The 19,634-nt window shown below is 54.7% G+C and carries 17 protein-coding genes; 6 read left to right on the top strand and 11 right to left on the bottom strand.

The window, feature by feature from the left end; translation table 11 throughout:
- Positions 1-116: 116 nt before the first annotated feature.
- From CHB83_RS10285 to CHB83_RS10275, 3 genes are all read right to left on the bottom strand, one after another.
- Positions 117-1,217 (bottom strand): carboxylate-amine ligase, encoded by a 1,101-nt coding sequence (locus tag CHB83_RS10285; RefSeq protein WP_045688660.1) that lies wholly within the window; start codon positions 1,215-1,217, stop codon positions 117-119.
- A gap of 106 nt (positions 1,218-1,323) precedes the next feature.
- A complete protein-coding gene (locus tag CHB83_RS10280; protein ID WP_089332583.1) occupies positions 1,324-2,352 on the bottom strand; it encodes an ATP-grasp domain-containing protein in 1,029 nt (342 codons plus the stop codon).
- A 182-nt stretch (positions 2,353-2,534) separates the two neighbouring features.
- A complete protein-coding gene (locus tag CHB83_RS10275) occupies positions 2,535-3,239 on the bottom strand; it encodes an esterase family protein (protein ID WP_089332582.1) in 705 nt (234 codons plus the stop codon).
- Positions 3,240-3,381: 142 nt separating this feature from the next.
- Here CHB83_RS10275 and CHB83_RS24110 point away from each other — a divergent pair, with 142 nt between their 5' ends.
- Positions 3,382-4,887, top strand: a complete 1,506-nt coding sequence (locus tag CHB83_RS24110) for an alpha/beta hydrolase-fold protein (protein WP_072144874.1) — start codon at positions 3,382-3,384, stop codon at positions 4,885-4,887.
- 241 nt (positions 4,888-5,128) lie between these two features.
- On the opposite strand, the gene CHB83_RS10260 is transcribed toward CHB83_RS24110, so the two are convergent.
- The 3 genes from CHB83_RS10260 to CHB83_RS10250 all read right to left on the bottom strand — a co-directional run bounded on the left by CHB83_RS10260 (position 5,129) and on the right by CHB83_RS10250 (position 7,370).
- Complete coding sequence (locus CHB83_RS10260) at positions 5,129-5,755, bottom strand: AlbA family DNA-binding domain-containing protein (protein ID WP_089332581.1); 627 nt, start codon at positions 5,753-5,755, stop codon at positions 5,129-5,131.
- A 136-nt stretch (positions 5,756-5,891) separates the two neighbouring features.
- Positions 5,892-6,761: an SDR family oxidoreductase gene (locus CHB83_RS10255; RefSeq protein WP_089332580.1), complete on the bottom strand. Its 870-nt coding sequence runs from the start codon at positions 6,759-6,761 to the stop codon at positions 5,892-5,894.
- Between the two features lie 186 nt (positions 6,762-6,947).
- The gene (locus tag CHB83_RS10250; RefSeq protein WP_045688655.1) at positions 6,948-7,370 is read right to left on the bottom strand and encodes a DUF3127 domain-containing protein; all 423 of its coding nucleotides are present in this window, start codon (positions 7,368-7,370) and stop codon (positions 6,948-6,950) included.
- A gap of 150 nt (positions 7,371-7,520) precedes the next feature.
- Between CHB83_RS10250 and CHB83_RS10245 the strand changes: the two genes are divergently transcribed.
- Positions 7,521-8,540 carry an isoaspartyl peptidase/L-asparaginase family protein gene (locus tag CHB83_RS10245; RefSeq protein ID WP_089332887.1) on the top strand — a complete coding sequence of 340 codons (1,020 nt, stop codon included), beginning with the start codon at positions 7,521-7,523 and terminating at the stop codon, positions 8,538-8,540.
- 270 nt (positions 8,541-8,810) lie between these two features.
- On the opposite strand, the gene CHB83_RS10240 is transcribed toward CHB83_RS10245, so the two are convergent.
- Both CHB83_RS10240 and CHB83_RS10235 read right to left on the bottom strand, forming a co-directional pair.
- Complete coding sequence (locus tag CHB83_RS10240; protein WP_045690238.1) at positions 8,811-9,749, bottom strand: cyanophycinase; 939 nt, start codon at positions 9,747-9,749, stop codon at positions 8,811-8,813.
- Between the two features lie 190 nt (positions 9,750-9,939).
- Complete coding sequence (locus CHB83_RS10235; RefSeq protein WP_089332579.1) at positions 9,940-11,751, bottom strand: M1 family metallopeptidase; 1,812 nt, start codon at positions 11,749-11,751, stop codon at positions 9,940-9,942.
- Positions 11,752-12,058: 307 nt separating this feature from the next.
- On the opposite strand from CHB83_RS10235, the gene CHB83_RS10230 reads away from it, so the two are divergent.
- The 3 genes from CHB83_RS10230 to CHB83_RS23810 all read left to right on the top strand — a co-directional run bounded on the left by CHB83_RS10230 (position 12,059) and on the right by CHB83_RS23810 (position 15,919).
- Positions 12,059-13,834 (top strand): L,D-transpeptidase family protein, encoded by a 1,776-nt coding sequence (locus CHB83_RS10230; RefSeq protein ID WP_089332578.1) that lies wholly within the window; start codon positions 12,059-12,061, stop codon positions 13,832-13,834.
- Positions 13,835-14,402: 568 nt separating this feature from the next.
- Complete coding sequence (locus tag CHB83_RS24375) at positions 14,403-14,996, top strand: helix-turn-helix domain-containing protein (RefSeq protein ID WP_089332577.1); 594 nt, start codon at positions 14,403-14,405, stop codon at positions 14,994-14,996.
- A gap of 752 nt (positions 14,997-15,748) precedes the next feature.
- Positions 15,749-15,919, top strand: coding sequence for a hypothetical protein (locus CHB83_RS23810; protein WP_161806992.1), 171 nt, complete (start codon positions 15,749-15,751; stop codon positions 15,917-15,919).
- Positions 15,920-16,057: 138 nt separating this feature from the next.
- On the opposite strand, the gene CHB83_RS10220 is transcribed toward CHB83_RS23810, so the two are convergent.
- Both CHB83_RS10220 and CHB83_RS10215 read right to left on the bottom strand, forming a co-directional pair.
- Positions 16,058-16,552: a hypothetical protein gene (locus CHB83_RS10220; protein ID WP_089332576.1), complete on the bottom strand. Its 495-nt coding sequence runs from the start codon at positions 16,550-16,552 to the stop codon at positions 16,058-16,060.
- A 173-nt stretch (positions 16,553-16,725) separates the two neighbouring features.
- Positions 16,726-18,141, bottom strand: a complete 1,416-nt coding sequence (locus CHB83_RS10215) for a DEAD/DEAH box helicase (RefSeq protein ID WP_089332575.1) — start codon at positions 18,139-18,141, stop codon at positions 16,726-16,728.
- A gap of 215 nt (positions 18,142-18,356) precedes the next feature.
- Here CHB83_RS10215 and CHB83_RS10210 point away from each other — a divergent pair, with 215 nt between their 5' ends.
- The gene (locus CHB83_RS10210) at positions 18,357-18,872 is read left to right on the top strand and encodes an NUDIX domain-containing protein (RefSeq protein ID WP_045690066.1); all 516 of its coding nucleotides are present in this window, start codon (positions 18,357-18,359) and stop codon (positions 18,870-18,872) included.
- Positions 18,873-19,013: 141 nt separating this feature from the next.
- On the opposite strand, the gene CHB83_RS10205 is transcribed toward CHB83_RS10210, so the two are convergent.
- Positions 19,014-19,574 carry a hypothetical protein gene (locus CHB83_RS10205; protein WP_143437109.1) on the bottom strand — a complete coding sequence of 187 codons (561 nt, stop codon included), beginning with the start codon at positions 19,572-19,574 and terminating at the stop codon, positions 19,014-19,016.
- Positions 19,575-19,634 lie beyond the last annotated feature (60 nt).

Genomic DNA, 19,634 nt, shown 5'->3' with positions numbered 1-19,634 from the left:
TGAGTCCTGTACTCAACGTGAAAGCTGCTTCTGCTTGGGGTGCAAATTCCAAAGCAGAGAGCAGCCGAAAAAATAGAAAACTCCGGCGCGGCCGCCGGAGTTCACCGACAAAAATACTAAATCAGTCCGTAACTGGTTTCTGCCATAATGAAATCAACCACCTTCTTTAGGTCATTAGTCTCCCGAAACACCTTCAGTTGGCGGTCGGCCCCGGTGCCCATTTCCATCATTTGCAGGATGTACTCTACTTCCTTGCGGCTTCCCAGCTCATCCAGCACATCATCCACAAATTCCAGCAGCTCCATAATCAGTTCCCGGGTGGGTACCTCCGTTTCCTTGCCAAAGTCAATGAGCTTGCCATCAAGACCATAGCGGGCAGCGCGCCACTTGTTCTCATTAATGAGGGCCTTACGGTAGAGGCGGAAGTTGAGGTTTTGCGTCTTAAGCTTGTAGATTTTGGCTACTACGGCCTGCATCACGGCGGCCAGCGCTACGGTTTCATCCACCCGCAGGGGCATGTCGCAGATGCGGTACTCAATGGTATCGAAGAACGGGTGCAGCCGTAGGTCCCACCAGATTTTCTTGCCATTGTCAATGCAGCCCGTCTTTACGAGTAGCGCTATGTACTCATCATACTCGCTGGCGCTGCCAAAGTAATCGGGAATGCCCGTGCGCGGAAAACGCTCGAAAACCTTGGTTCTGAATGATTTGTAGCCAGTTTCGCGGCCCTCCCAGAACGGAGAGTTGGTGCTAAGCGCGAAGATGTGGGGTAGGAAATAGCGCAGCGTATTCATCACGTACACGCCTAGCTCCCGGTTTTCAAGGCCGATGTGCACGTGCATACCAAACACTAGGTTGGAGCGCGCCGCTTCCTGCAGTTCCTCTACAATCTTGTCGTAGCGTGCATCGGGCGTGATAGGTTGGTCTTGCCACCGCGAAAACGGATGCGTGCCGGCCGCTGCAATGCGTAGCCCTGCTTTCGCCGCCAAGTCAATAACCATTTTGCGCAGGTAGGTTACCTGCTCGCGGGCTTCCTGAATGTTGCGACAAATAACGGTGCCGACCTCTACCACCGACTGGTGCATTTCGGCCTTCACCTGCTCCTGCAGTACCACTTTACCGCCCTCCACAATTTCCGACATGTGGGAGCGAAGGTCCCGGGTTACGGGGTCGATGGTCTGAAACTCCTCTTCTATTCCAATGGTAAACTCAGGCATGGCAGTAGGGATAATGGGAGGGGAGTATCATCCCAGCGGAGAAGAAGCCGGGTAAGTACACCCGTTGTTAGCTCCTTCCCCGCCGGAACGACGACATAGTAACTAGTTATTCTTTCTTTTTCTTGGCTTTAAGTTTGGCCTCGTCTTCTTTCTTGGCCTCTACTTTCTTGGGCGCTGGCGCCACGCCACCCGCCGACTGGCGCACAAAGGTGCCCCAGGTTAGGTTGTCGGCGCCGGGCTTTTGGGCTTTTGCGCGGCTAATAGCCAAGTTGGCCGCCGCTTCTACTACCCACTCAAAGTTCTGCTGACCTACGGAATGCACGTCGGCATCGGGGGCGGGGTTGCCAAAGTCAATAGCCAGCGGAATACCATCGCGCACGGCAAACTCTACGGTGTTGAAGTCGTAGCCCAGGCCCTGGTTGAGCTTGAGTACGTAGTCCTTCATGGTAGCTAGCAGCTTTTTGCCAGCCGCCCCCGTGGTCTTCATTTCCGTTGCGTAGCGTAGGTGAGGCTCGTTGCGCGGCTCGTAGGGCATGATGAGCACTTCCTTGCCGCCGATGCAGTAGCAGCGGAAATAATCCGTGAAGTCTACGGCCTCTTGCAGCAGCATCACGAGCTGGCCCGTTTCATCGTAAGCCCGGAAAAACTCATCGGCATTATCCAGCTTGTACACGTTCTTCCAGCCGCCGCCGGAGTGGGGCTTCATAAAGGCTGGGAAGCCAATCTTCTGGAACGCGGCCTCCCAATTCGTCCACTCCAGGTTGCGGAAGGAGTTGTGGCTGGTGTCGTGGGGACGCTCTTTGGAGGGTAGCAGTAAGGTGCGCGGCACCGGCACACCAAGCTGAACGGCCAAAGCATTGTTGAAAAACTTTTCATCAGCCGACCACCAGAAGGGGTTATTGATGACGGCGGTGCCGCCCAGCGCCGCGTTCTTTAGATAGGCGCGGTAAAAGGGTACGTCCTGCGAAATTCGGTCGATGATGACGGCGTAATCCGTTGGTACAGCTTGCTCTACCTGGTCAATGCGCACAAACTCGGCCATCATTTTCGTGCCGCCAGTTTTCTCATTTACGCGGTCCACAAACGCCTGGGGAAAGGTGTTTTCTTGCCCGAAGAGGATCCCAATTTTTTTCATAAGCTACTGGCCCCGGTGCTACTAGCCGGAGAAGGTTAAGGGTGAAAGGAGAGTACGGAGGTAGCGGTTAATTAGCTGCTCCAGGCTGCTGCCAACCACAAAAAGCTGGGCAGTGCCTGGCTTCCTGGCTGTGCCGAGTAACTCAGCAAAAATCTTCTGCAAGCGCAGCCCGGTGACTTGGTTTACATGACAGAGAGGTAGTGCGGAAACATTTCGCGCCACACCGGCCAGTCGTGCGTGCCGTAGGGCCGCACATCAAGCCAGTGCCGGATGCCCTTGTTGTTCAGAATCTCAGACATTTGATAGTTGGCACCTTTACAGAAGTCGTACTCGGCGGTACCCAGCACAATGTTCATCTGATGAAAATGCTCGTTTTCAGCGTTGGGCATAAAATCGGGCGGATTATTAAAGTACAGGTTCTCATCGTAGTACCCGTCCATAAACTGGCGCATATCAAAGGCAGCACCCATGGAAAACAGGTAGGCTACCTGCTCAGGATGGCGGAAGGCGAAGTTGAGCGCGTGGTAGCCTCCAAAGCTGCAGCCCGCTACCCCAATCTTATCTACGTGGCACTCCTGCTGCAACATAGGCACTAGCTCGTTGCTCAGCATGTGGTCGTAGCGAATGTGATTTTGTACCCGCTCGGCTGGGTGTAGGTGCTTCGCATACCACGTATGGGCATCCACACTGTCAATGCAATACAACTTGACTTTCTGGTTGTCGATAAACCACTGGACGGCCTCCACTAGCTTGAAGTCCTTGGCCTCATAGTAGCGCCCCCGCGAGGATGGGAAAACAACAATTGGATAGCCCACGTCGCCAAAAACCAGCATTTCCACGTCGTGGCCGAGGGTGGGAGAGTAAAAAGGGCGATAAGCTTCCTGCAAAATCGGCGGGGTTTGGGATGAATGATGGCAATAAGATGAGAATAAGTTGAAACTTATAAAATAACGTACGAAAGCTGGGCCACAGGGAGGCAATCGAAAAGCGGTACCTTGTGCTGAAATTCTGTATCGTTGCTTCCGGCAGATGTCTAGTTTACTTTCCTCATCGGCGCGCCTCACGGCCGTTTCGGTCCGGCCCGACGATTCTTTAGTTTCCGTTCACCTGGGGCGTCCGGTGCAGCTGGATGTTGTACTACCGCCCGGTTATGATTCATCGAGGGAGGCACCCTACCCCGTGCTCTACCTGAACGACGGGCAGGATTTGTGGCGCCTGCGCCTCCCGGCCACGCTCAGTTGGTTGTACCGGCGAGGGCAGTTGCGGCCCTTCGTGCTGGTAGCGGTGCATGCTCACGAGCGCATTCAGGAATACGGCGTAGCCAGCGAGGCTGACTACCTGGGCCGTGGGAGCCGGGCCGGGCACTATGCCCGTTTTGTGCAGCACGAACTGCTGCCCTACATCCAGCGTCAGTATCACGGCAGCACTAACCCCGCCGAGGTAGTGTGGGCGGGGTGCTCGTTGGGCGGACTTGCAGCCTTTGATTTTGTGTGGCACAACTCCGACGTAGCCACGCGGGCCGGCGCGTTTTCGCCGTCGTTTTGGTGGCGCCGCCGCGCCCTGAATGATGGGTACACCGACGCCGACCGGATTATGCACAGCTTGGTGCGGGCCAGCAAGCCTCACCCGGAACATCAATTCTGGCTGCAAACCGGTACCCTCGACGAGACCAACGACCGGAACAACAACGGCATTATTGACGCCATTGAGGATACCCTAGATTTGATGGCTACCCTCACGCGCCAGGGCCTGCCCGAGGCAGCGGTGCGGTACGTAGAACTAGTAGGAGGGCGGCATAATCAGTACACTTGGTCGCGCCTGATGCCGGATTTTTTGCGCTGGTCTTTTGGGCAAGGTAGCGCCGTTCCGCTCGGCCCACCCCCAACTCGCTACCCATTGGAGTGTATGGCACCCTGGGCTAGCCAACTACGGTTGCGGGCCCGGCGCCACCGAATTGTATCTTCACGCGCTCTACCATCTGCTTTTTCACCCTCGCGCATGAGCTATTTTGCTGACCGCCCCGCAACCACGGAGTATGCCCCGTACTACGCCCACTACGTTTCTCTGATCCCGCAAGGCCACGACCCGCTCCAACAACTGCGCGAACAGCCGATTACGCTCCGCCACCTGCTGGCCGGCGTCACCGACGAGCAAGCCCTGCTGCGCTATGCTCCCGGAAAGTGGAGCCTCAAGGAGATGCTGGTGCACGTAACCGATACGGAGCGCATCTTTGCCTACCGGGCTCTGCGCATTGCCCGCGGCGACCAACAACCCCTACCTGGTTTTGAGCAGGACGACTACGTGCCCGCTTCCGGAGCCGATGCGCGCACGTTGGAAGATATTCTGCATGAGCAGAATACCGTGCGCGCTGCCACGCTTAGCCTACTGGCATCGTTCTCGGCGGAGGCCATAGGGCGCTTCGGTACGGCCAGTGGTCAGCCAGTGAGCGTACGTGCCATGGCCTACCTGCTGGCCGGCCACGAGGCGCATCACCTCAACATAGTGCAAGAGCGCTACCTACCCGCGGTGCGCTAGTTTCTTGCCCGCGGTATAACATGGTAGCCTCAAAATCGTTAACTACACCCATAATTCTCTAATCTTCCTACACCATGGCAAAAGCACAAGACGCCCGCAAAGAGAAAAAGAAAGAGTCCACTAAAACGGATAAGGAAAAGAAAGCTGCTAAGGAGGAGAAAAAACAAGCTCGTGCCCGCAAGCAAGAATAAGTAGAACCAACCAGAGGCCCGGACGCATAACGTCCCGGGCCTCTGGTCCTTTATAAGGTATAGTATACTTCCTTTTCTTTATCGTGGTGCTTGATGTAGCCGTGCAGGGTTAGCTTGATCAGCGTACGGTACGCCCGGCGCTGCCCAATATTGAGCAGCTTCATGTACTGCCCCAGCGTGATACGCGGATTCTTGCGCAGATAGTCCAGCACCGCTAGCTCCTCACGGTTCAGCGGAATTTTCTCGAAGCGAGGCGCGGCATCGGTGCGCTCTAGTACGCGTTCCGTGAGTTGGCTGGTTTGCACGCTTTCGTCCCGTACTCGCACGTAGGAGCGCCAGTCGCCGTCGGCTACTTGGGCGCGGTGAGGCTTCTCGGTGCTTTCAGCTACCGTCACTATCAGCACTACGCGGTTTTCTTCCTCAACCTCCCGGAACCGTAGGGACAGGGGCGGGTCAATGTAGTGGGCCGCCGCTTGCCGCAGTTGGTAGATTTCCTCTTCTGCGTCGCGCACCCCTACAATACGGCCGTCATCGTCTACGCCTACCAGCACTCGGCCGCCGTGCGTGTTAGCCAAGGAGGCTAGCGTGCGGGCAATGCGGGTAGGATGCGTTGTCTTTTTCTTGAACTCTAGTCGCTCTCCTTCCCCTTGACGAATCAGTTCTTGTAAGTCGGTCATGGTAGGTGAGGTAGGGAGCTAGGGTGAAAAGTAGTTGTGCTGGTGGCACGCACACGAGGTGCCAGTACTTCGGCAGTAAGGCTCCTCAGAAGAGGCGAGGATAGGGTAACCAGACTTTCTACAACAGTTGGCCGCCTTATTCAATTCCCGTTTCCTCGGCAGAGATGCGCCAGAGCCGGGCGGCCTCCGTACGATTCTGAGCCCGGTTGGAGCTGCGGGCCGGGCGGCAGTTTGCAAAGTAGCGTCCGCTTATACCGCCTACTTCCGGCGCCGAGGCCAAGTAGACACTCGTGCGAGCACCCTGCTCGGGCGTTATCATAAACGGCCGCCCCATCGACCAGAGCGCCTTCATAACGGTGGAAGTGTCCGCACGAATCAGGCCGGTGTTAACCATGCCGGGGTGCAAGCAATTTGCCGTGATGCCAGTCAGATCAAGGCGGTGGGCTAGCTCTTGGGTGAAGAGGATGTTTGCCAACTTGGAGTCGGCGTAGGCGGTGAGCCAGCTGTATTTATCGGGAGAGTTACGTACTTCCCGGTTGGCTTCAATTTCGCCTACCCAATGTGCCATCGATGATACCGTGACCACGCGTGCCCGCCCGGCCGCATCCAGCAGAGGAAGCAATAAGTTGGTAAGAGCATATGGCGCTAAGTGGTTGGTTGCCCAGCTTAGCTCGTGGCCTTCTTCGGTGAGGGTAAACGCGCCGGGCATAATTCCGGCATTGTTGACCAGAATATCCAATTGGTTAAGCTCACGCAGCAACTCATCAGCTAAGGACTGCACATTGCGAATCAAGGATAGGTCGAAGCGCTTTATATGCACATGGGCTTCCGGGCCAGCCGCCAGCTGTATGTCCGCCTGTGCTTGCTCGGCCCGTGCCGCATCGCGCCCCACCAGCAGCACGCGGGCACCCAGACACGCCAGCTCCCGGGCCGTCACGAGCCCGATACCACTGGTCGCACCAGTGACGAGTGCCGTTTTACCGGCTAAGGGGAGAGGAACAGCCATATCAGGAAAGGGAGCTATGGGGGAATAAACGGGAAAAGGTAGCCTCCATGTTTTACAACGCCGGTTTTTTTCTGGGCTATGCTTTCCGGTCAGGTAGTGAGATAGGGCAGGCAGGTCAGCAAAAAGCCGCCCCCAGTACATGGGAGCGGCTTTCCTGAAAATCATAATCCGACAGGGAAACGCTGCTTAGAAGGGCAGGTCGTTGTCGTCGTCAGAAGCAATGGGAGCGGCCGAAGCGCGCAGATTGGGGTTCTGGTTTTGGGCCGGAGCAGCTGCCCGAGGAGCCGACTGCTGGTAGTTGCCGCCTCCCTGGGGAGCAGCCGGAGCACCGCTACCTGCCTCAATGCGCCACGCTTCGAGGTTGGTGAAGTACAGCATCTGACCGTTCTTATTGAACCCGCGGCCACGCAGGTTAAAGGAAATCTTTACCTCGTCGCCTACTTTGTACGAGTCGATGAGGGCGGTCTTGTCCTGCACCAACTGGAACTTGATATGCTCAGGATACTGGCCGTCTACGACTTCCAGCACGAACTCGCGCTTGCGGAATTTTTCGCTCACCTGCTGTTCGTCGAAAATCTCGTGCAGGCGGCCGGTAGCTTCGTAAGCCATAAAAACAATATGTTTGGGAATGTGAAAACAGTAAACCAAACGTACGAAAAAAAACGCGGTTCGGCCACGAAGGTCGCCGGTTTCGGCGGCAGTAGGCTGCGTACCTTTGCCTTGCCTTTTCGCGTTTTCACCCCCTTACATTTTTACTGCATGACTCCATCCTTTGCCCTTGCGCTCCATGGCGGGGCCGGTACTATTTCTCGGTCCTTGATGACTACGGAGCAGGAGCTTCAGTACCAACAAGCCTTGGGCGAGGCCTTACAAGTTGGCTATGCCGTGTTGCGCCAGGGCGGCTCAGCCTTGGACGCGGTGGAGTTTACGGTGCGTAGTCTTGAGGATTGCCCACTATTTAATGCAGGCCGGGGCGCCGTGTTCACGCACGAAGGCCACCATGAAATGGACGCCGCTATTATGGATGGGCGAAATCGTGCCGCCGGGGCAGTAGCCGGCGTGCGCATCGTGCAAAATCCCATTCGGGCGGCCCGCCTCGTGATGGAGCACACCGACCATGTCTTGCTCGCCTACCCGGGCGCCGACGAGCTAGCGCGCCAGCATGGGCTACCTACCCAGCCGACGGAATACTTCTTTACCCAGCAGCGCTACGATCAACTGCAGGAGGCGCTTCGGGAAGGACGCATGCGCCTCGACCATAGCCAGGCCCAACCAGAAGAACTCGCTGCCCCCGCGCCAGTAACCACCGATGCACCGCTGGCCGAGCCGGCCGCTTTTATCGATGAAGACCCAAAAAAGAAAATGGGTACTGTGGGGGCCGTGGCGCTCGACCAGCACGGCCACGTGGCCGCCGCCACCAGCACCGGGGGAATGACCAACAAGCGCTACTCCCGGATTGGGGACTCACCCATTATTGGTAGCGGTACCTTCGCCGATAACCGCACCTGCGCAATTAGTTGTACGGGGCACGGCGAGTATTTCTTACGTGCCGTGGTTGCGCATGACATCAGCTGCCTGATGGAGTACCGCGGGTTAAGCTTGGCCGAGGCCTGCCGCATTGTGGTGCACGACAAGCTGGCCCCTATTGGGGGCGAGGGTGGACTAGTGGCGGTGGATGCCGCTGGCAACGTAGCGTTACCTTTTAACTCGGAGGGAATGTACCGCGCCAGTATCACGGCCACCGACGCTCAGCCCTACATCGGTATTTATAAAGACTAGTGCTTACCCGTGTGGGGCTGCTCTTTTCCAGGTGGCGGTGTATAGCATTATGAGCTTCATTCCGCGTACCGTTTCCTACCAGCCGCCATTTTCTCTTGAAGAAATCTGTTTCATTGACTTGCCAGTAGGTCGATAAGTAAGAGCTACGGTTTGCTACTTTCTGCGCCTATATATATAAGGAGTAGACGAAGTAGTAAAATTGTCAGTCTTCAGACAGTAAAAAAGGCCTTCTCGCTAGCGAGAAGGTCTTTTTTACTGTCTGAAGTAACCTCAGCCCTCCGAAACAGGAGCGTTGGCATCCTGACCCGCCGTCATGCGGATGGATTCAGCGGCTTGTTGACGAATTTTTAGGTTGGGATAGAACTCGCGTTGGTTGATGTCATACACGTTGCCTTTCACCAGCACGTGTAGCTGCATGCTTTCAATGGAGATGGCCTCACCCTTTTTGGCGGCCGCAGCATTGTTATGCTCCAGCTTGTGACCATCCATGATGATGACCAGGTTAGAACCAATGGTTTCGAGTTGATTGCCTTCGGTGATGAGTACACCCGTGTCTTCGCCCAGCCCAATGCCAATAAGCTTGGGGTGCAGGGCTACTGCTTCAATCAAGCGACCGAAGCGGCCGCGCTTTACGAAGTGGGAGTCAATGACCACGTTTTCAACAAAGCCAAGGCCAGTTCCCATCTTCACAGCACCTTTCATGAGCGCATCCGGTACGCTGCCACCCTTAATCATAGTGCGCGACATAGCTACGGCTCCGGCACTGGTTCCTGCTATGACAAAGTTTGGCTGTTCATAGTAGCGTGCCGTAAGAGTGCGGAGAAACTCCGTATCGCCAAACATTTCCGTGAGGCGCGACTGGTTGCCGCCCGAGAACATAACGATATCGGCGTGGCGTAGTCGCTCGGTGTACTCGGGGAGTAGGGCATCTTCACGGGTGCGAATGTCCATGATGCGGACATTGTTGCAGTTGAGCATGGTGAAGGAGGACACGTACACACGGGCTACCTCCTCCGGAATCATGGAGGCCGTGGTGATAACCTCAATCTGGGGGTCTTCCTTGCCCGACTCCAACACGACGCGCTTGAGGATACCTAATTCGAAGAAGTTGAGGTAGTATTTCTTTTTGGTGCGCGGATTCGGGTAGGTGCCCTTGTCTTCATTGCCCCCAATGGCAATGAGCTTACCGAGCGGTTTTGAGTTTTTCAATGCAAACAAGCAGCTTAAGCAATACACATGGGAAAAAGCCCGGTCTCACGCAAGCAAGGTTCGGGCCATGAAGGCAGCTCACCCAACCAGTAGTAGCGCACGAGTGCGCCCGAAAATAGGTTGGGTGAGCCGCTTCATGGTAAGAAACAAAATGTACGACGATAAAGTCGGTACCAGCTTTAAAAATCTGCTATGCCTCGGCGGGATAACCCAGCAGCGCATCAAACTTAACCGTGGCTACAGCGTGGTAGTTGGGCCGCGCCTGAGCATAGATACGACGGGCGCGCTCGGGGCCTCCAGGTACCGCCAAGAGCCCTTTATAGAGCGGCACTAGAAATTTGCGCCGTCCTACACGGATCAGAAACTGTTGCAGAGCTTCGTCTGCTGGCGAGTAGCTGGCCGCAATGGTATGCGGAAACCAAGCGGCCAGTATCTCGGCGTTGCCCGACTGCGTGAAGCCGAAGGCGGCATCTAGCTCAGTAAGCTGCTCGGTACTAGGGCGGGCCGGTAGCCCATGCAGGAAGTGTACCCACTCATGGCTGCTCCACTGCGCTGTGCTCAACTCGCGAGCGGCGGTACCATTCTGCCACTGGTGCAGGGTGGCATCCACCTGCGCAAACCGCTCCGACGAGACTGGGGGCGCCCCAGCCGGAATGCCCGGCCCATTGATCCACAAGTTTAGCTGCGCATGTTCTGCTACCCCGGGGTGGCAGTCAAGGAGCTCCTTCTGTATGTACTCCGTGAAGCGGACCGTGTCCATACTCTGGAAACTGTGCCGTGCGAAGTACTCCCTGATAAAGGAATCCAACGCGGCCCGCCCTACTAAGTGTTCGAGGGTGAGTAGGAGGTAGTCACCCTTTTCGTAGGCAATTTCATTTAGTCCCTCGTCGGGGTCCCGGCCCGCCAGGTCCAAGTGCAGGTGAGTATCTGGGCTAGTGGCGCCTAGTTCTTGCACTGTGTGCAGCAACCCCGTATGACCCAGCACCTGCAGCATGTCGGAGTAGGGGCGCCCATATAGCTTCTCCATGATACGACGCTCGAAGTACACCGTAAAGCCTTCGTTTAGCCAGAAGTCGTTCCAGGTAGCGTTGGTTACTAGGTTTCCACTCCAAGAGTGAGCCAGCTCGTGGGCTACCAAGCTGGTTAGGCTACGGTCTCCGGCTAGAATCGTAGGCGTCACAAATGTTAAACGAGGATTCTCCATGCCTCCAAACGGAAAGGAGGGAGGTAATACCAGCAGGTCGTACTGTTGCCAGCGGTAGGGGCCATATAATTCCTCGGCAGTACCCACCATCTCCTCGAGTTCCGCAAATTCGTTGGCGGCGGTCGGGAGAGTCACTGGTTCGGCGTACACTCCGGTGCGAGAACTCAAAGCTTGAAATTCTAGGTCACCCACGGCGAGGGCCATGAGGTAAGCCGGAATAGGTTGCTCCATACGGAAACTATAGTTGCCGCTGGGGGAGCGTTCCGTTGGGTTCTCGGCGCTCATCAAGGCCAGTAGGTGAGGAGGGACCTGCATCTGCGCCTCGTACGTGAATCGGACACCTGGGGAGTCCTGGCACGGAATCCAGGTGCGCGCCAGGATAGCCTGCGACTGCGTAAACAGAAAGGGCTGCTCCTGACCAGCGGTTTGCTCCGGGGCTAGCCACTGTAACGCAGCCGCACCCGGGGTAGTGTGGTAGCGAATTGTCACGGTGGTTGTATCGGGCCGGATGGTGATATGCAGCGGTTGACCCAGCACGGCATCATTAGCTCCCAGAGTGAAGGGGGTGGCTTCTCCCGTCGAGCTTCCTAGCAGTACCTCCTCAATTGCGAGGGCTCGGGTGTCTAGTATCAGTTCGGTTGCGCCCACCTGGTTATGCAGTTGCCACGTAGCATGCCCCGCCAGGGTACGGGAAGCAAAGTCGACAGATAAGTGCAGGGATAAGTGGCGGACACTTACATCGGCGGGCCGAGCGTAGCTGTGCGGGTCGGGGGTGAAGGGCAGGGCAGAGTCGGGCATAGTTGAGTTGAATGAAAAGATGTCGGGCCAAGCTAGGCCAAAGATAGTTGGGGCCTCCGTCCGCGTACGGCAAACCACTACCTGCTAGCCGGGCAGCAGTTGACTTCCCGCTTTCTGTATGAGGAACGACGGATAGTAGAAGGTCAAATGAAATCTGCTAACTTGCAGCAGAGAGGAGAAACTCTGTGCTGGCAACTCAACAGCGCCGAAAGCAGTAAAACGCCACAAGTTGGCTTAGGTACTTGGTCGGTTTTTTGCCTACCTCGCAGCCGGAGCTACTGTCGTTTACATCTCCTTTCTCATCCGCATGAACGTCAACTTCCGTTTTTCTTTTTTCACCACTGTATGCTGCTGGCTGCTGGGCCTGCTGTTCCTCACGTCTACCGTGTCGTGCAGCCAGGACCAGAAGGAGCAGATCAAGGATGCTCTTCCCGGCGGCGTTACCAAAGCCGGCGGGGCGCAGCCCAAGCTCGACAGCGTATACATTGTGAAGTACATGAGCACTGAGCCTAAATTCAAAGATCAAATTGAATGGGCAAAGAAGTTTTATCGAGCACGCGACTTCCGATTAGGATGGTTCCGTAATCATGAACTAGTGCCTCAAGCCGAGACTATGCTCGGCGTAATCAACAAGGCAGCCGACGAAGGCCTCGATCCTAAAGAATACAAAACCAAGGACTTCAATAAGCTATTTGCTAGTTTGAAGGATGCACAATCAGACTCTACCAAGCGCAATGCGCTCGAAAAGGAGATTGATGTGGCATTGTCGGGTACGTACTTTAACTATGCCTCTGACTTTTATCGAGGCACGGTAGACCCGCGCTCCGTTAAGAGTATCGATTGGAATGTCAAGCGTAACAAAATCAAGTTGCATAAGGCGCTAATGACTATTCTTAAGGAACGGGAAAGCACCTATGGGTACTATGATTTTGAGCCCTTACACCCCGAATACGACCGCCTGAAACAGGCATTGGCTGACTACCGCATCCTGCAACGCAATGGTGGTTGGCCGGTTTTACCTGCTGGTACTCGTTTGGTGCCCGGGGCTAGTTCACCAGTAGTAGCCATCTTGCGCACCCGCCTATTGGGTGCTAGCGCGTCGGCTCCGGCCACTCCTGCGGCTACTGAAACACCAGTGCAGCCAGTAGCAAATAAGCCGGGCCAGCCTAGCACGGCTACTGCTGTCACACCAAAATACGACGCCGAGCTGGTGGCCGCAGTGAAAGCTTTTCAGCAGGAAAACGGACTAAAGGCAGATGGCATTGTAGCCGGTGAGACCCTACGTTTACTCAATGTTTCGGTATCACAACGCATCGACCAGATCATCTTGAACATGGAGCGGTGGCGCTGGATCCCGAAGAAATTTGAGCCCAATTACCTGCTAGTAAACATCCCTGATTATACCCTCCACGTGATGGAGGATAACAAGGAAGCGTTCAATATGCGTGTGATTGTGGGCAAGGCGTTAAACGCTACACCCGTGTTTAGCGACAAGATGGAGTTCGTCGTATTGGCTCCTTATTGGAACGTCCCCTTCAGCATCATCGATAAAGAGCTACGCCCTAAACTAGCGGCTGATCCACAAGGCACGCTCGACCGTTTGGACATGGAAGTAGTAAAGGGGTGGGGTGCCAAAGCTACCCCCATTGACCCCTCCACCGTCGACTGGGCGAACCTCACAAACAAAACGTGGAAGTACACATTACGCCGTCGTCCTGGCCCGAAAAACGACTTGGGTGACGTGAAGTTTATCTTCCCGAACTCTAACGACATCTACCTGCACGACACTCCTCACGATGAACTGTTCAGCCAGAACAAGCGCGGCTTTAGTCATGGCTGCGTACGAGTAGCTGAACCTATCAAGCTAGCTGAGTATCTGCTTCGCGACAAACCGGGCTGGGACCGCACAGCCATCTTAGATACTATTTCTGGCCGTCGTGAGAAGTATATTACCCTGCCGGAGAAACTGCCCGTGTACTTGGTTTACTTCACTACATGGGTTGACGAGAGTGGCAAACTTCACTTCCGCGACGATATCTACGGCCACGATAAGGCATTGGCCAAAGAGTATTTTAACAACTAAAGGGGCTACTTACGTAAGCTACTTGCCTCAACTCAACGTGCTCCTTTCTGTTGCTACTATAGCAATGGGAAGGAGCACTAGTTTTTTCGGCAAGGTTAGCCTCGCTAACCTTGCAATACTAGGCTAACAAGCATCGAGTGATAAGAAGAGCAAATGCATCTCTTTATTGCACGGCACCCAGTATAGACAACCAGACGGGAGCGAAAGGGTAGATGATGATAGCCGCCATAAGTGCAGCGCCCTTAGTAGAGCATGCGAGCCAATCACGCTATAAGCAACAGAATATAGCTCCATACTATAACCAGCAATATTTTGCTGCGAAGCATTATGCCATCCATTAGGCCTTAACCGCTCAGATAGTAGGTCGCTGCTTAACTTGATCTGTAGCCTAACTAGCAACAGGGATGATATCTTATATTAGTTTACAATTGTTTTACATATGTAAACTAATATAAGATATCATACAGCTTGTTAATACAATTGTAATTAACGGGCTGGGGTCTCATATTACTGTTGGATACAGTGACTACTAGGAAAAGCGTAGTACATTTGTAATACATCCAGTTGTATGGTCGACAGAATTCGGGAGATACTGCACTCCCACGAGCTTACACCCACTCAGTTTGCGGACGCCATTCAGGTTTCCCGGCCAGTTATTAGCCATATTCTTAGCGGGCGCAACAAGCCTAGCTTAGAAGTTGTGCAGAAAATAGTGGCAGCATTTCCAGATATAGCCCTGTCCTGGTTGCTAACTGGTAGTGGGGCAATGAAAGAAGCAGCCCCAGCGGAGCACGTATTAGCTCAGAGCAGAACTCGTGCACCCCGGCCAGCAACGACAGTAGCATCTACAATACCTCCGCAACCGCCCCTAAAAGAGCCGGAAATGGTAGCTAGCGCGACGCAGCCCCTACAGTCCGAGCCTCAGCCTGCCGTAGTAGTTCAAAGCGATGCAGAAGTTGTTAGTACCCCAAGCATGTCAGCTCGTGAGAGCAGCACTTCAAGAGTAGCACCTACGGCACGTGTTTCCCTGCCTCAAACTCCTGCTCCAACGCCGAATTCAGACCTGCTTGTTGGTATAGCAGAGCCAGGCAAGCGCATCCGTCGCATCGTGATCTTCTATCAAGACGGCACATTTTCCGATTACCAGCCTGAGGCTGTGTAAGTCAGGTTACAGGCCAGTAAGGCAAGCTAAGCAATACCTGCTGCGCAGCCGAAATCAAGATTGGATACAAGTTGTCATGGTGGCTAACGAGTGCTGCAGTAGTGCTAGCAAACAGCTTATATACTCCGTGCTGCTTATCTATAAACTAGCTTCATAATTCAGGTATAGTGAAAACGTATTAGGTGCTAATATTCTTGCTAGATAGGGGATTGTATGTGAGATATTGATTTATATATCAGATAGTTATATGTTAAAAGGTGTAGTGTTAGATTAGGTTAAGCGTTTCTTGTGTTATTGGTGTATATAATAGGATTAGTTATATGGACGAGCTTGATGATTTTTTTAGAAAAGAGGTGGTATATAGGGTATAGAATGCTAAATATTTTATCCGTCTAATGTTCTGGTAAAATACAATGCTGTTTTAGCAATGATGAGCTACTTATTTTGGCGTTTTAAGCTCTGTGCAAGCGCTTAATACAAAAACGCAAAACGAACAAGCTAGGATTGCAGAAGAGCAAAATTGTATACACGTATTTGTACAGTTGGTCTAGCAATTTTAGGGGCTAGTGTGGGCAGGCAGAGTACAGTGACTGTATATACAAATGTGCTTGGCCTAACCTGTGTAAGTTATTTACATTCGTATTGTAAACTTAAGGTTGTTGGCTGTGGCAGGTGATATAGAGCAGAAAAACTGCCGTTAGTAACCCACGGACTAGCTTGGCGTTTTTCGAGTAGGTGCTTACCTTTGGGCCATGAAAAATTTCCGTCTGCTCTTCCTGTTCGCCGCTGGCGCCTCGCTTTTCCTGTCGTCCTGCTCGCAAGCTCCCGATGCGGAAAAAGATCCTAATGCTGATGCTGCCTACAAGCGCAGCCACCGCCCAGAAGGGTACCGGGAAGCTCAGCGCAGCAACGTGAACTACTAAATAGATTGTTGCCAGTGAACATCATTTCACTGGTAGGGTGGTAGCAACTGCTAATACAGTATAAACACAGAAAAGCCCCACCGGCTCTGAGCCGGCGGGGCTTTTCCGCTTGGTGAATGAGGTGCGCTAATGGACCTACTAGCCCGCGGGAAGAAGCGCAGCTATAGGTGCAGGCGCTGCTGAGGATGTTAGGCTAGGCAAGCTAATGCTGTCCAGCAAGTCAGCTTCCAATAAATCCGCCCAAGTGCGCAGATAGAGTACCACATCATCCCGCTGGTTGTGGCGTAAGGCATTGCGTTGCTCGAAGGGAATAGCTCGCCGGATGGTAGGATCAGAAAGACGCTCTAGGTGAGTGAGGTCTTGACGGGTAAAGCCCAATGCCAGCATTTCATCAATCGTAACGTCTATGGGTAGTCCGCTGGTAGGACAGTAGTCGATTAGCTGCCGCTCCCAGTCGCCGTAGCGTTGCATAGCGCGTGCATGAATCTCCGCTTTGGTGAGCTTAGTAACCGTTTGGGCCAAGTGACCACAATTGCAACTGCCCATATGCCCCCACTGGTAGGGAGCCTGGGTGGCAAGTCGGTGCGCCGTATCACGTAGGGCTTGGATAACGGCAAGAGTGCGCTGAGCCATAAGGAAAGAAGATGAGATAAAACGGAAGCAGAACCACTGCACCTTCTAAAGGTATTTGGCCGCCGTTTTGTTTCCAGCATGCCTATCAACTTCCGCATCAGAAAAGGCTGGTTAGAAACGCAACATGCGAGCTTCTAACCAGCCTTTTTGGTTACTAAGGATTTCCTCGAGCTTTAGCGCCCAGTGTTGCTACTGCGGGAGCGGCGGCGTCCACCACCGTTGCCACCACCACTGGTGCGGCCTCCGCCTGGCGCGCCGGCGCGCTGCCCACCGCCCGCTCGTTCGCCGCTACGGGCAGACTGCTGGCCTTGTGAGCGGCCGCCGCCATCGGAGCCCGACCTGCCTTGGCCCTGGGGCCCCCGGCCCGGGCGCGGTGGGCGCCCAGCAGGACCTTTCGGGCGCTGAATGGGCGCGCCACCTGATAGCGGTACGGGAGCCACGTTGGCAGAGAAAAAGGGATGTTCGGCAACCACTGGTATTTGCCGACGAATCAACTTTTGAATATCCTGTAGGTAGGCGCGCTCTTCCTCGTCACAGAAAGACAAAGCCGTACCGTTAGCCCCGGCCCGGCCTGTGCGCCCAATACGGTGCACGTAGGTTTCGGGCTCGTTGGGGATTTCGTAGTTAATAACGTGAGTTAGCTCATCCACGTCAATGCCCCGCGCCGCAATGTCGGTGGCAACCAGTACGCGCGTGGTACCAGCCTTGAAATTCGTTAGCGCCCGCTGGCGGTGGTTCTGAGATTTGTTGCCGTGAATAGCTTCGGCCGGAATTTCAGCCTTTGCAAGTGTCTTCACTACTTTGTCAGCGCCGTGCTTGGTGCGCGTGAACACTAGTACCCGGCGGATGTTCTTGTCGGCCAGCACGTGCTCCAACAACGCCGGCTTGTCAGACTTCTCCACCATGTACACTGCCTGGGTTACCGTTTCCGCGGTGCTCGACACCGGCGTAACGGCCACCTTAACCGGGTTTGGCTTAAGAATGGTATCGGCCAAGTCCTGAATTTGACCGGGCATGGTGGCGGAGAAAAACAGCGTTTGGCGCGAAACCGGTAGCTTGGGTAGTAGCCGCTTGATGTCGTGAATGAAGCCCATGTCGAGCATTCGGTCAGCCTCATCCAGCACGAATACTTCTAGGTGCCGTAGGTCAACGAAGCCCTGATTCATCAAATCAAGTAGGCGACCCGGCGTAGCAATGATTATTTCTACGCCCCGTTTGAGGGTATGCACTTGAGGAGCTTGCCCCACGCCCCCAAAAATAACGGTGCGCCGAAGCTTGGGCAGGTGGCGGCCGTAGTTGGCAAAGCTCTCCCCGATTTGTGTGGCTAACTCGCGGGTTGGCGTGAGCACGAGGCAGCGAATACGGCCGGGAGCATGGCGCTCAACCTGGGCCGTTTGGTGCAGGATCTGTAGAATTGGAACGGTGAAGGCGGCAGTCTTGCCGGTGCCCGTTTGGGCTACTCCCAGGAGGTCGTGGCCTTCCAGCACTTGCGGAATGGCCTGCTCTTGAATGGGAGTGGGGGTGGTGTACCCTTCCTCGTGCAAGGCACGCAGGATAGGGTCAATCAGGTTTAGTTCGTCGAACGACATCAAGAGAAAAAAAGCGGCCGCCCCGCAACGGCGAGAATGGCACGGGAGATAGATGAGCCCGCAAAGGTCGGGTTTTTATACGGAGTGCGGGCGCGACTAGCAAAAAGGATACTTCGCTGGCGGCAGTTCGGCCAAAAATGCTCCGCTCTTTCCAACACTACCCCGCCCATTTTCCGTTTACTTATTCAACACAAATCTTACAAAACTCCTCTATTATGCATATCACTGACCGCAAAATTGCCTACGATGGTCACTACAAGCTTAGCCAGTTGGCGGTGCAAGATGGCGACAAGGTTCTGCAGCGGGAACGGTTTGAACCCGGTACGGCGGTAGCAGCGCTGGTTTGGAACACGACTACGCAGCAGTATATCCTGACCCGTCAATACCGGGTGGGGCCCGAAGACGAGTTGCTAGAAATAGCAGCCGGCATGGTCGATGGAGAAGAAGGCCCGGAAGCCGCCATTCGCCGCGAGGTTTACGAGGAGTTGGGCTACGATGTAGACCGCCTGGAGCAGATTGCCCGCATTTATCCTTCGCCCGGTACCAGCGCTGAGGTGATTACCATTTTCTATGCCGAGGTTAGCCGCCAGCCGGGAGAAGGAGGGGGACTAGCAGAGGAAAACGAGAAGATTGAAATCCTCACGTTCTCTCCAGAAGAGTTGAAGCAGGCCCGCCTTGCAGACGCCAAAACGCTAGTCGCAGCGCAATGGGTGCAGCTGCATAAACGGTAGGTCTGGCGGCTCCGCCCTGCCTTGGTTACTTGCTTACGTACACAGCACCGGTGAAAACTCAGGCACTTCCAACAAAGCAATGCCGCCGCATCCGTAAGGTGCGGCGGCATTGCTTTGTTGAAACACTAGAAGCTACCGCTTTTACTGCGCTTTGATAATGTATTCAAAGTTTTGCTTGGTCTTCGCATCGTTGATCGTCAGCGTGACATCCTGGGGGCCTTCTACTTTGGTGAAAGGCACGGTGCGCTTGCTCATGTATAGGTCGCGGTTCCAGAAGCGACCTTGGCCGCCGGGCAGTTCTGCCATGTTCAGCACTTCCTTGCCGTCCTTGTTCTTGGCCACGAGGCTCAAGTAGGCGGGGTCAGCGTTGGCCGCTCCCCGGCGATACATTGTGACCGTGAGCTGTCCCCCGGCCGGCAATTGCTGGAAACGGCGCTGGTAGGTAGTGTCTGCCCAGTTATTCATTCGCTTCAGCTCATTGATTTCCGTGAGTAGCTCGGCGTAGGGGCGGTACGCTACGCGGGTCACGCAAGCATCTACCTCCGCATCCTCGTCGGTGTTCTTGGTTACGTTGAGTACATAGGAGCTCTCTTCGTCTTTCTTGGGGAAAGTATATTTCTTGCGTGGCTTGCCGGGCATGTACTGCGCCGAAGAAGCCAGTGCGCCGAGCATCAGAACTGAAAGGAGGATAAGTTTTTTCATAAAAGCAGTAAGCAACTCAGGGGGGATTTCGATGGGTGCAAAGATAGGAAACGAATAAGC

Source organism: Hymenobacter mucosus, assembly GCF_900188255.1.
GTDB classification, from domain to species: Bacteria; Bacteroidota; Bacteroidia; order Cytophagales; family Hymenobacteraceae; genus Hymenobacter; species Hymenobacter mucosus.
The sequence above is the reverse complement of the archived record's forward strand: the minus strand, read 5'-3'. Positions and strand labels throughout refer to the sequence as shown.